Annotated in this window: 9 protein-coding genes; 3 read left to right on the forward strand and 6 right to left on the reverse strand. The window is 38.5% G+C overall.

What is annotated here, in order from left to right; translation table 11 throughout:
• The 6 genes from MH144_RS03760 to MH144_RS03785 all read right to left on the reverse strand — a co-directional run bounded on the left by MH144_RS03760 (position 1) and on the right by MH144_RS03785 (position 8,000).
• A complete protein-coding gene (locus MH144_RS03760) occupies positions 1-564 on the reverse strand; it encodes a class I SAM-dependent methyltransferase (protein WP_239297728.1) in 564 nt (187 codons plus the stop codon).
• Positions 565-1,872: 1,308 nt separating this feature from the next.
• Positions 1,873-2,259: a hypothetical protein gene (locus MH144_RS03765; protein ID WP_239297729.1), complete on the reverse strand. Its 387-nt coding sequence runs from the start codon at positions 2,257-2,259 to the stop codon at positions 1,873-1,875.
• A gap of 350 nt (positions 2,260-2,609) precedes the next feature.
• Positions 2,610-5,273, reverse strand: a complete 2,664-nt coding sequence (gene mprF / locus MH144_RS03770) for a bifunctional lysylphosphatidylglycerol flippase/synthetase MprF (protein WP_239297730.1) — start codon at positions 5,271-5,273, stop codon at positions 2,610-2,612.
• A 79-nt stretch (positions 5,274-5,352) separates the two neighbouring features.
• Positions 5,353-5,865: a class I SAM-dependent methyltransferase gene (locus MH144_RS03775; protein WP_343226007.1), complete on the reverse strand. Its 513-nt coding sequence runs from the start codon at positions 5,863-5,865 to the stop codon at positions 5,353-5,355.
• Positions 5,866-6,076: 211 nt separating this feature from the next.
• Positions 6,077-6,574, reverse strand: a complete 498-nt coding sequence (locus MH144_RS03780; RefSeq protein WP_239297732.1) for a DedA family protein — start codon at positions 6,572-6,574, stop codon at positions 6,077-6,079.
• Positions 6,575-7,358: 784 nt separating this feature from the next.
• Positions 7,359-8,000 carry a phosphatase PAP2 family protein gene (locus MH144_RS03785; RefSeq protein ID WP_239297733.1) on the reverse strand — a complete coding sequence of 214 codons (642 nt, stop codon included), beginning with the start codon at positions 7,998-8,000 and terminating at the stop codon, positions 7,359-7,361.
• A gap of 348 nt (positions 8,001-8,348) precedes the next feature.
• Between MH144_RS03785 and MH144_RS03790 the strand changes: the two genes are divergently transcribed.
• From MH144_RS03790 to MH144_RS03800, 3 genes are all read left to right on the forward strand, one after another.
• Positions 8,349-10,679, forward strand: coding sequence for a helix-turn-helix domain-containing protein (locus MH144_RS03790; RefSeq protein WP_239297734.1), 2,331 nt, complete (start codon positions 8,349-8,351; stop codon positions 10,677-10,679).
• A 274-nt stretch (positions 10,680-10,953) separates the two neighbouring features.
• Positions 10,954-11,808 (forward strand): ABC transporter permease, encoded by an 855-nt coding sequence (locus MH144_RS03795; protein ID WP_343226043.1) that lies wholly within the window; start codon positions 10,954-10,956, stop codon positions 11,806-11,808.
• 27 nt (positions 11,809-11,835) lie between these two features.
• Positions 11,836-12,765, forward strand: a complete 930-nt coding sequence (locus tag MH144_RS03800; RefSeq protein ID WP_239297736.1) for a carbohydrate ABC transporter permease — start codon at positions 11,836-11,838, stop codon at positions 12,763-12,765.
• Positions 12,766-12,879: the final 114 nt, after the last annotated feature.

Consider the following 12,879-nt stretch of genomic DNA (forward strand, 5'->3'; position numbering starts at 1 on the left):
CTAATTATTTCTTTTTTTTCGGCAAATATATACGAATGCGGGAGGGATATTGAGAGGTACAAATTCAATCTTCTCAATAATAAAGTTATCGGAAAGTTGCTTTTTCATCTGCAGTGAGTATTGAAATGCAATAAAAAGACCTTCAGGTTTGAGTGCCTGGTAAATTTGATCTATCAGTGTATCTCTTAATGTACGCTCAAAATTAAAAAATGGCAAACCACTGAAAACACAATCTAAGTGTTGCAGGCCTTCAGCCTTCATTGAATCAACCAAAGTTGAAGCATCTGGATGACAAGTGAAATCAGGAAATTTTTTTGATAACTTGTCTCTCATAGTTGGGTTCATTTCAAATAAAAGCACCTTAGTTTTTTCATTTGCACGTTGATAAATATATTGGGTGATGGGACCTGTACCTGCACCAAGTTCTGCAACTGCAGTTGTATCTGTCCAGGATATCTGGTCAACCATTTTATTAGCCAAAAAGCGGGAACTTGGAATAATGCTTCCTACATTCTTAGGGCTTGACATAAAGCTTTTAAAAAACAATAGATTGTTTGATTTCATTTATCATTCTCCATTCTCTCGTCATCATGACCAACCTTTCGTGTTGATATAAGCATCATAACGAGAAAAACTTAGGAATTTGTAAGAATAAATCTAAAGAATATCTAAAGAAGTTCAGCAGTTAAAAATTAAAATTACAGAGATAACTGAAGTGAATAAAAGAACCACAATTATGTTTAGATAACGCTAAGGAACTGACCCCATAGATTGAGACAAATTAAAATACCTTCAAGAGAATGCAGCCATAACATAAGATATGGAGACAACCTTGAAGGTGTTTTTTTGGTTGGCAATAAGAGTAAGCAGTGATTAAATTTCTAATAAGACGAAAGTGAAACCTGGATGAGATGGCATCGTAGTGGTCAATGGAATCCTTTGGAGCAGCCAGTGGGTAAACAATATAACTTTTGTAAAGTACCTGATGCTTCGAAACTAAAGAAAGTGAAGGCAGAGAATCGTTTTTTAAGCAACAAGTTGACTTAATAAAAAAGTACAAGGCCTTGGAAATCAGGTGTCTCCCAATATCATTGTCAAATGGATCGAGTACATTCGTAAAGAGGTCAGTGTGAGCCAGGCATACGCTTGGATCGGACTTCCTCTCGCCACCTACTATCGTTGGAGAGCTGGCTATAAGAATATTGCGAAAGTCACATCGTCATCGATAAAATTCGAGAACTCTGCAACCAGCCTAAATTTCGTTATGGGTACCGAAAGATCAGGGCATTGCTTTCAGAAAGAACATCAGGTAATCACAATCAGATGGAGTGGCTACAGCGCCGTATCAAACTGAAGAAACGCAGCCTACGGGCAACCGGCAACCAGCCCACATCGTAGACATGTGTTAAACGTCAATCCCGTGCCCATGCGCCCATGCAATAACTCGAACAAACATCGTTTGGTGGAAAAATGTTATACCTGAACGGCGAGATTGTGAACTACAGTATAGCTGATAAGCAAGACGCTATAGTGATTAGGATAGATTTTATACCTCTCAGGCATATCAAGGCTGTAAAAGGAAAAAGCATTACCATGAGCATGTCCCGCTAGGGTACGCCCGCTGATAATGCCCCATTGAATGGTTTCATTCCACGCTAAAGTCTGAAACGTTCTATCTCAAATCTTTAACCAGTATAACGATGGCAATCGTCGTTAAGGTCGTTCGAGACTACAACTCAATTCGTATTCAAGCAAAACTAAACAACCAGTCGCCGGTTCATTTACGGCAACGGGTTGCTTAGACTTTGAAAGGTGTATTGATCCTGTCTCACAAACAGGGGTCAGTCCACTAAGGAAATTGTGGTTCTATTATTATTGTTCTGAAATGAAATTCATTTGACGAGTAGTTTGTAGCAAGTGATTGATTTCCTTTTTGATTTTGTCTGCCTTAGTATTAGCTTCTTGAATTAGTTTATCGTAGTCTTCGTAATTGCTCCACGAGTTCGATTTCAAGAGGGCTATGTCTTTGATAAGCAAATTCAATGAGGTTTGCAATTGTAGTAGCGTCTCTCTGATATACTCATTCTTGGAGTCTTCAATAAGTTCTCGTTCATATCTTATTTCTGTTTTTTTCACATTCTGTGAGTTTTCGATCAATGAATTCAAATTTATTGCGATTTTATCTAATTCGTAAACCCCGAATTTAGGAGCCAGTACATCTGAATCGCCTTCGGAAATGTCATGTAACGCTTTTGTCATTAATACAATCTTTTTTACAATATGTCGATTCATAATATAGCATAAGTAAACAAACATTATAGCCGCTACGCTTGGAATAATGTATGCAAAAACGTATTTAATGTTCGATTCATCGTTATATGGATAACTGATAAGATAATAAGAGAAGAAGGATGACAGAATAAGTACAATCAATGAATTGATAACAAGACTGATTGTGATTCTAAATAATAAATTATTCTTCGTAAAAAGATAATTCCTAATCTTAATAGTTATCTCTCCCTTGAATAGGGTGTTAGTGCGTTGTCATTAAAACTCATTGGCTTGATTAGACATTAAGCTGCATTTGAATTTCCAAATGAAATAGCACACTAAGACCTCTCTTCGGACATGAATATATTTTGTCGCTCTGGACAACGTGAAATCAGTTGTATCAAATCTAAGGTGAGTACAGGCAAGGATAATTTAGCAGGATATGCTAGGTACCTAGTTTGCCATTCAGGGTTAAATTTCTCTTTGTACCGACGTAAACCTTCGAATCCATACCAATGTCCACCATGTCTGAATACTAAATGGGCAATTTTTTCTTGTCGATGTGCATTTTTATTTACACCAACACTGGATAGCGGGGACATCCCCAAATTAAAGTACTCATAATCTTCTTGTTTTGCCCAAATCATCATCCGAACAAATAAAACATCCATTGTACCATTCGGAGTATTATTCAAATGACGCATCAAGTCAATTGTAATAACCTTTCTTGGATTAGTTGATGCAGCTAGTGTTGCAAAGGCTAATATTTTCCCATCACTATTACGTAATAGAGCTAATGGTGCACGTTGGATATATGTTTCACTGTACCACCCCAGTGAAAAAGACTTTTCAGCACGGCCACCCAACCAATCATCTGAAACTAGACGTAACTGGGATAATAACTCTACATCATAAGGCGGGGTCAATACTTCAAATATTAGTCCTTCCCGGTCAGATTTGTTTAATGCAGTTCTTAAATTTTGGTTTCTTTTACCGCTTAAGGAGAACATATTGAGCGGTACTAAAGCCTCTTCTCCCAATTTAAAGAATTTATAGCCATTCTCATGATAAATTGAAAGATATTCCGGGGTCGCCTGATAAAACACAACGGTTGATGCATATCGACTTGCATAGCGCTGAAACTCTTGAATGGCAGCACCAACAAGTTGTTTGTTTCCAATGGGATCTCCGAGTACAATTAATTTTCTTCTTACCCTCGAATAGGGGATCAATACCTGATCGTTTTGTGCCCAGAAAAAATACTTATCACCGAGATATAATAAGTGAGTCAAGGGATGTGTTTCTTCCTTCTTGATAAAAGGAGTCAATTTATCCATGTCCATCGTATCTGAAGGGATTTTATTGTATCGATGAGGCCGCAAGATGAACATAGACAGTACGATTACGAATCCACCCAAAAAAACGATCAGCGACATAAGCATATGTTCATTCTCAAATAAGTCCCAATACAGCAACTCTAAAGGTGATTGCCAAATGATATGTCTATGAAGAGTTAGGACTGAAATGTGATAGATAATCGATATAATAAAAGCAAGAATTATGGAAATCCAGATATAAAAAAGTGAAAATGCAGCATTTTCCCGATCGAACTGGGAGCGAATGACCCACAAAGCTCCTGCAACAATGAGTAGAAGTAAGGCCCTCCTATAACTCATACCAGTGATCGAACTAAAAATTACAGAAATTAACCATAGTGCTCCTGCCCAAATAATAGCAAGCCTGGTACGCAGAATCATACCGTGGGATATTACAATAAGTAATATACCGATCAAAATAAGCAAAGGCCTTGAGATTGCTGTTATGGGGATGAACCATAAAGGTTCAATGGGTCCAAATAGATGAAATGGTCCCGCAAGTATACCGGAAAGTAATAATATGACCCCTGAGATCAATACAACTTTTTCAAGTACCCATGCTAAGAGTTCAGTGAATAAGCCAGGACGAGAAGGCCAGTTCCAGAATCCGCTCCATCCCTTACGTATGACATTCGAATGTTTTGCTAGCTTTTCAATCATTTTTTTTCGAGGAGGTATCCATTCATATGACATTAGTAAAAGACCAATTAACCATGGAATAACGAAATAAAAGATTCGAAATAAAAACAAAATGGTAAGTGCATCTGATGATGTGACACCTAGTGTCTTAAGACCAAGTAATGCAATCAGATCGAACGTTCCAATACCTCCAGGAGCCATACTGATAACCCCAGCAATAGCAGCAACGATATAGATTCCAAATGTTGGAGCAAACGGTATATCACTCAGATAATAATAAGCGAACAACCAAAATAATGCCCCTGCACAGACCCACTCGAGCACAGATGATCCTAATGAGGCAATAACGATCTTCCAAGGAAGCTTACTTTGGCCCTTGTTAAACCATTTGGCGAAATGCGATGAACGTTGCATTAGAAAAAATAACGGTAAATAACAAGCAATGCCCCAAACGCCGATTTTAAGCCAAGCATGTTCTTTAAAGACTGGTTCAACAGGAAAAACTCCTATTAGCACAAAACAACCGAGTAAGGAGAGACCAACAAGTATGATTGGCGATAAAAAAAGTACCGCTGCCCCCATCGTTTTAATAGGAACGTTACTTTTTTTATAAAGTAATGTTCGCATGGCAACACCAGCAACTCCGGCAAAACCAATCATATTATTAAAGGAATTAGCGATCCAAGCATACTGATAGATCTTTTTCCAACCCAGATCAAGCTTAAATTGTTTTCGTATTAAAAAATCATAAGCACTCATGGCAGATACCGCAAAAAAAGAGGCTATACTCCATATAATTACAACATGACTGGGCATGGAACTTAATTCGTGTATCATGCGACCTATATTAACTTTTTGAAGTTCGTGTCTCCCGATCACAGCAATCAAGACAATCAGAGTAAGAGGGAATAGGATTTTGATGAATTTTGTTTTGTACATAACTTTAGAAAACTGAAACCATGGTATCTTTCGAAACAAATCTCTCATTATTTTAATAAAGCTCCTTTAGATAATTCCGTATAAAGTCTAATGCATCACTGCCTTGTGTGGATGAATTCAGCTATTATCAAGAAAACGAAGATAAATTGGATGAACAGATAGTATTATCTTCAATTTTGCGGCATACATAAACAAAAGCCGGTAGAAAGCTTAGGGCCACAAATTCAATTCGTTCAATATCGAATTGTTCGGAAAGTTTCTTACGCATGTGAAGCGAGTTTTGATATAGAACCAGAAAGCCACCAGGCTTTAAAGCAGTCCAAATTTGCTGGAGTATATGTTGCTTCATCTCATTTGAAAAATAAAAAAAGGGAAGCCCACAGATTATACAATCGAGCTGCTGAATATTTTCTTGGTTCATTTTTTTCTGCAGATATGAAGCGTTCGAATGATACAGAAAGTTTGGATACTTGCTTTTTAGATGATTCCTCATCCGCTTGTCTCTCTCAAATAATAGAACTTTAGTATCGATTGGTAACTTTGAACTGTAAAATTGAGTTATTGCCCCCGTACCCGCTCCTAGCTCAGCCATCAATTCGACTGATTCCCATGGAACATAACTAATAACTTTTGCCGCCAAATACTTCGAACTTGGGATTATACTTCCAACTCGTTTAGGATTCTTAAGACAACTTAGAAACATGAGCATATTATCATAAACTTGCAATGATATGACCTCCATGAATGTGGTGAAATCTAGCATTAACATACCAGGCAACAAAATTCTGTTTTATTGGTGAGAATACGAAATTTGAATGTAAATAAAAATGTTATAATAAATTGGGATATGTTTAAAAAAGATAAGATAGTAGCGTAAGAATAGTCTGACCAAAAAAAGTTCCTGCAGTAAAGAATAATAAGGTCCATAAAAGGGCAGTAGAATAAGTAATCAAAGCAAATTTCCTGTAATGTGTCCCACTAAGTCCAATGAGTAGCGGAACAAAATAGCGAACGACAGGAATAAACATTCCAATACATATTGCCATATCTCCTTTTTTCTTTAAGATATGCTCAGCTTTCTTGTAGTACTTTTTATGTTGAATACGATTTTTTAAGGGTATTCCGAATAACTTCCCAGCCAAATAAAACATGGTCATGGCAGTCAGTAGTCCCGTTAAAATACTGAAATATGTCAACCATGCATTGATTAGGCCGCTGTGACTCAATATTGCCCCAGTTATAATGGTAATCTCGTTGGGAATCGGAATTCCAAATGGACCGAGTGAAAAAGCGCAATATAAAAATAGATAACCATATTGCTGAATAAGCTCCAAGATGGTATTACTCATGGTTGTCTCCCCTCATTGATATACAAATATCATAAGAAAAAAAGCTGAGGATTTACTTATCAAATTTCTAAAGAAAATCTAAAGAATAACCTCAGAAAAAAAAGCCTATAAAAGGCTTAATATCAAGTATTGCTCTGAGTGGCATTCATATCATAAAAAAAACCCTTCTCATCTAATACTATGATTAAATCATCAATTCCACGTATCATCTGAGGCTAGTCTACTGCAATGGTAAATAAAAGTCGGAGGAAAATTAAATGGAACGTAATGAATGGTTTCTATATCAAAACGTTGAATCAAATGCCATTTCATTCTAGATGAATTTGAATATGCTATGAATTTCCCCTGAGGCCTTAGACAAGAAAAGATATCATCCAAAAAACGTTCCCTTAATGGAGCAGGAAATTTCTGTAAAGGCAGTCCGCTTATAATACAATCTACTTGTGTTAAGTGAATTGAAGTTAGATAGGATCGAAGACTTTTTATGGTTTTAAAACAGGGATATCCATAGCGTGATCGATATTCAGATGAGTGCTCCATTTTTGATTCATAGAGAACAACCTTTGTGTCTTGAAGAACGTTCTCTACAAGGGCATCAGTTATAAAACCAGCTCCTGATCCGAGCTCTATTATTGAACCAGGTAGTTCTCTGTATATTGGATCCGTAACGGTCTTTATAAGTTGTGTTGAATGTGAAACGCTATGTTTTAATGATAGTCCTTCAGAAAAATAGCGGTGAAGTAACTGGTGTTTTTTAATATGCGATAACATCATTAACCTCTTTCTAAGTTGCAGATTGTTGCTTTTTTGTTTTTTGTTTTATAAGTACTCCAGAAAGAAAGAAACATAATTCTCCAGCAACAATTCCTCCCAAAATATCTAACACTACGTGTTGTTTCACAAATACTGTTGATAAGATGATAAGTATGGAGATAACTGTAACTAACGCCCAAGCATAACGGTTAAATACTCGTGAACCTCGAAGCATTAAGTAACTGGTTAGCACGTGAATGCTTGGAAAACAATTGTAGGGTTGGTCTGTTTTATAAACAAGACTTATTAATTGAGATAATATTCCTTTTTCCGAATGAACTTCAGGACGCTGAATGCCCGTTTGAAACGAGGCAAAACAAATATATGAAATGATCAAACCACTACATAATGCGATTAAGGTCTGAAAGTAAGTCCTTCTGTTTTTAAAGGCAAGCAAAACTAGTACGCCGGTGATAAATGGATACCATAATAAATAAGGGATAACAAATATCGGCGCAAAAGGGATCAAATGATCAAAACTTGTTTCAAGGCTAAATACGCGGTCTCCCGCTTTATTAAGAATACCATAGAAAATATTAAGTACAGGTATGGCCAAAAGGCAAAGAAGGGATGCCCATACTGAAGAATAGGCTGGTTGACGAAAGTGAGACATGTAGCTCAGCTCCTAATAAATATTATTGAGCTCAGCATATTAACATTGTATAAAGAACTACAGGGGGAAATTCTAAAGAATTTCTAAAGATTTAATTTACATAACAACCTTCCAACAAAAACGGTGTCTTCACTTATAGATGATTTAAAGAGAAAAAAGATACCTGCCATTTTTGAAAAACACATAAATTTAATACACACGGACGAGTTCAAGAAGATGTGTTGCTTTGGTATCCCACTCTTTATGTAATCGTACCTTTAGGATAAAATTGTACCTTTCCTCTAATAAAAGGACAATGTAAGATCAAAGGTACCAAAATGAAAGCGTAGCCAATATAGGAGGGTCCAAATGCGTCTTCAATGGTCCAAATTTTCCCCGGTATTTCGCAACTTTCTTATTTCCTATTTAATTTTGCTAATGATACCTCAAATCGCTGGATACGTTTCCTACAGAGTATCACTTCAAGTAGCTAGAGAGGGGTCAATTGAGAGCAGCATCAAATCGTTAAATTTGGGACAAGCCATAATTGAACGTAACTTGGCACAGGTCGAAGATTTTACTAAACAGTTGGCGATAAATCCAGACTTATACAGGCTTATTGCTGATCCCAAGCCGTCAGACACAAACAATGTTTACGGGTTGGGAAGAATGCAGCGGAGCCTCGCCATGTACAGCAGCACGAATGATTATTTATCCCACTTTTTTATTCACATACCAAATTATAATGTCATCGTTACACCAACGACGGTTTACTATAGACCCGAACACTACTACGCTGCCAATTCTCTTGAAAACATGACATTCAAGGAATGGACCGAAGAGGTACTGAAAAAACCTCATTTAAACGAGATCCTCCCGCTACGAAACTATAAGCGAGAGACCCGTAACATGATTCTCGATGACGCTCCGTCTATAACTTTCCTTCAATCTCTTCCGTTGAATAGCTTTAATAAACCTCAAGCTACAATTGGTGTAGTGATCGACGAAAAACTCATGTCCAGTTTAATGGAAAACATCACACAGCAATATGGTGGTTGGACACTAGTTACTGACCGAGAGGGTCAAATTGTGTTTTCTCAAGGAATTGATAAAGCTCAGGCTAATCTGATGAATAAGACATCTTCCCCCAAGAACAATGATGTAAGGGCTACGGATGACGGACAATTGCTGATCTCAACACGTTCTGAATTCAACGGATGGACGTATGTAACCGGTATTCCAGAACACTCTGTGATGGCCAAAGCAAATCAAATAAAGCAAGTCACGTTAAGTATTACACTTGTAACGCTAGTTTCTGGGTTAATCATAGGTCTTTTCCTGGCATACCGGAATAGTGCTCCGATCCACAAGCTGTTGTCGACGTTCAGGGAGCAGGGCATAGGCTCTTATGAAAAGCGTGATAATGCATTTGATTTCTTGTCCAGCAACATCGCCAGCTTAATTAAAAACAATCACAAATTGGAGACGGCATTGCACGAGCAATTGCCGTTACTACGAGATGGGTTTATTACACGTTTATTAACGGGAGAATTTTATACGATGAGCGAGCTCGAGGCCCTATCGTCCCAGACTGGTGTTTCACTCCACAATGGACATGGGATCGTGGGGATTTTGAAATTAGATGGTTATAGTAGCCCTCATAGCGAAGAAATTGTTCATGAGTTGAGCGTAGCTAGGCTAATCATAAAGCAGACCATCATTAAAGGAAATCCCAACATGCTCGTTACGGATTGGGGTACCGACCAAGTTGCTTTCGTATACCCACTAACTGGACTTGCTTTGGAAGAGTCGGAGCAGAAATTGGAACAAGAACTGGTAGGGATGGTTGAAGTCTTATATCAGGAATACCGAGTATCAACCGCAATTGGTCTAAGTTCACCTTACCATGACTGGAATGATATTAGCCGCTCGTTCAACGAAGCCCGCCAAGCGCTGGAGTATGGTATTCATGTTGGAGCACAAACTATGGTTCGCTTCGGGGATGCCATGAAAGAGACTGCATTGTACTACTATCCTATGGAATCCGAGCAACGTCTAATCAACACACTTAAATTGGGGGAGACAGAGGAATCTTACCGTGTTTTGGACCAATTATTCAGCAGAAACTTTCAGGAAAGAGAACTATCGTATGATATGTTGCAGCAATTCGTTCTAGAGCTCAAGGGGACATTTCTTAAGGTGGCAGAGGTCATCATATTCCGCGATGAATCTTCCGTTGATACGTTTAGACATCAAGTGAGATCAATTCAGACAACCGAACGGGTGGTCCAGCTTCAAGACAAATTCAATCAACTCGTCAAAGAGATATGTACAATTGTTCAACAAAAAAAAATGGATTCGAATACTGAGATTGTTAACGAAATTATTGAATTTATACACGAGCGGCATATCGACGCAGGACTGACATTGTACCGAATCGCAGAACGAATCGGAAAACCTGAAAAATTCATATCTCAAGTGTTTAAGGAGCTTACCGGTGAAAATATTCCGGAATATGTGGAGCTTGTCCGGATCACAAAGTCAGAGAAACTTTTGCGTGAAAGTCACTTAACGATTGACGAGATAGCAGTACAATCCGGATACAATAGTGCACATTCGTTCCGCAGAGCGTTTAAACGAGTTCGTGGCGTATTACCTAGCGCATATCGGCGGTTTGTTGGGAATAAGGAACAAAACTGAATCAGGTGCACGAGAAGGTTATTCTAACTAATTCTTAAATCGTACCTTAACCAAAACATTGTACCTTTACGTAGCCAAAAGAAAAATCATATGATTACGTCCGAGTAAGCGCTAACAATAAGAAGTGATGCTTATATCGGTATCACCGCTACTTGGAGGGATGAATCTGAAAACAACAATATCAAATGTAGGAAAGGTCGAACTACAGAACAAGTCTTCTATAAGACGTACCATTTCCAAAAGTCTACGGAGGCACTGGCAGCTTTACCTGCTTATCCTTCCACCAATCGCGTACTTTGTCATTTTTAAGTATCTACCCATGGCAAACGCGGTGCTAGCTTTTAAGGACTACAATGTGATTAAAGGTATCTGGGGGAGTCCTTGGGTTGGAACGAAGCATTTTGATTTATTCTTTCAAAACCCAGCATTCTTTACCTTAATCAAAAACACCTTGTACATTTCATTCTTTCAGTTGATCGTTGGATTTCCATTACCTATTTTGTTGGCACTGGCCCTAAATGAGGTCAAAAGCGTCTGGTTTAAAAAGACGGTTCAGATGGTGACTTATGCTCCCTATTTCATCTCAACGGTTGTCATGGTTTCAATCATCATGTTATTCCTATCGCCGAGGCTTGGTATCGTTAACGGAATTGCAGGTGCTCTTGGCTTTGATGCAATCAATTTTCTAGGTGAGCCGGGTCTGTTTCGTTCCATTTATGTGTTTTCTGATGTTTGGCAGAGTATGGGCTATTCAGCGGTCATTTATCTAGCAGCACTATCTGGAATTGATCCTTCTCTATATGAAGCGGCCAAGGTCGATGGAGCCAACAGATTCCAAAAAATTTTGAACGTTGATTTGCCTGGAATCTTGCCAGCCGCAGTAATTATCCTGATCCTCAGCGTTGGAAATATCATGGCGATTGGCTTCGAAAAAATTTATTTGTTGCAGAATCCCTTAAATCTTTCAACGTCTGAAATCATCTCTACCTATGTGTACAAGATGGGATTGTTGAATGCCAATTATAGCTTTGCGACGGCTGTTGGCCTGTTTAATTCTCTTATTAATTTGATTCTACTATTAGTCGTCAATACGATTGCAAAACGTCTATCCAATACGAGTCTTTGGTAGCTTTTTTGAGAGGAGGAGGGTCATTTCATGAGCAGTTTGCAGACACATGTAAAACGCAGAAAGGATAACGGAAAGAACACAATTCGGGAGACGTTTGGCGACCGTATTTTTCTTACAGTGACGTATATCGTTTTAACCGTGGTTCTGATTGCGGTATTGTATCCGCTCATTTATATCTTGAGTTCATCCCTAAGTAGCCCAGCAGCGGTCTCTTCAGGAAAAGTATGGCTTTGGCCCGTGGATTTCACGTTGGATGGCTATAAGGCGGTACTTGGAAACGACCAAGTGATTAGCGGATACGCCAATTCGTTGTTTTATACCGTATGCGGAACGTTAATTAGTGTAACGCTGACCATCATGATTGCCTACCCGCTATCTAAAAAAACGTTTATTGGACGTAGTCCCCTAATCATGTTTATTACTTTTACCATGCTTTTCTCCGGCGGATTGATTCCGACCTATCTTGTAGTGAAGTCCATGGGGTTAATTGACACACGTTGGGCACTTCTGATTCCGAATGCCGTCTGGGTGTGGCAGGTTATTATTGCACGAACTTTTTTTCAGAATTCAATTCCAGAGGAATTGTCCGAAGCGGCAGAAATTGACGGCTGCAGCGACATCAGATTTATTTTCAGCGTCATGCTTCCGCTGGCAAAGCCCATTGTCGCTGTACTTTCACTAATGTATGCCGTGGGTCAATGGAATGCCTATTTCGATGCGTTAATTTATCTGAAATCCCAATCGCTATATCCACTACAGCTCATCCTTCGCAGCATCTTAATTTTAAATAACGGTAGTGGGACGATAGATGCAGCCGAAATGGTAAGGCAGCAGCAAATGGCAGAATTAATGAAGTTTGCATTAATCGTTGTGGCCAGTCTACCAGTTCTTGTTATCTATCCCTTCGTTCAGAGGTACTTCGTACAGGGCATGCTGATTGGCTCTGTCAAAGGTTAATAGCATTTGAATGATGGGGAGCATCAGGTTCGCTTCCCATCGGAAAAGGAGAGATCATAGTGAAAAAGTCAAGAATTATCGTATTCACCTTCATTCTTCTTCTTTGTCTTATAC

Origin of the sequence: Paenibacillus sp. ACRRY, assembly GCF_022346995.1 — a bacterium.
Classification (GTDB): Bacteria; Bacillota; Bacilli; order Paenibacillales; family Paenibacillaceae; genus Paenibacillus.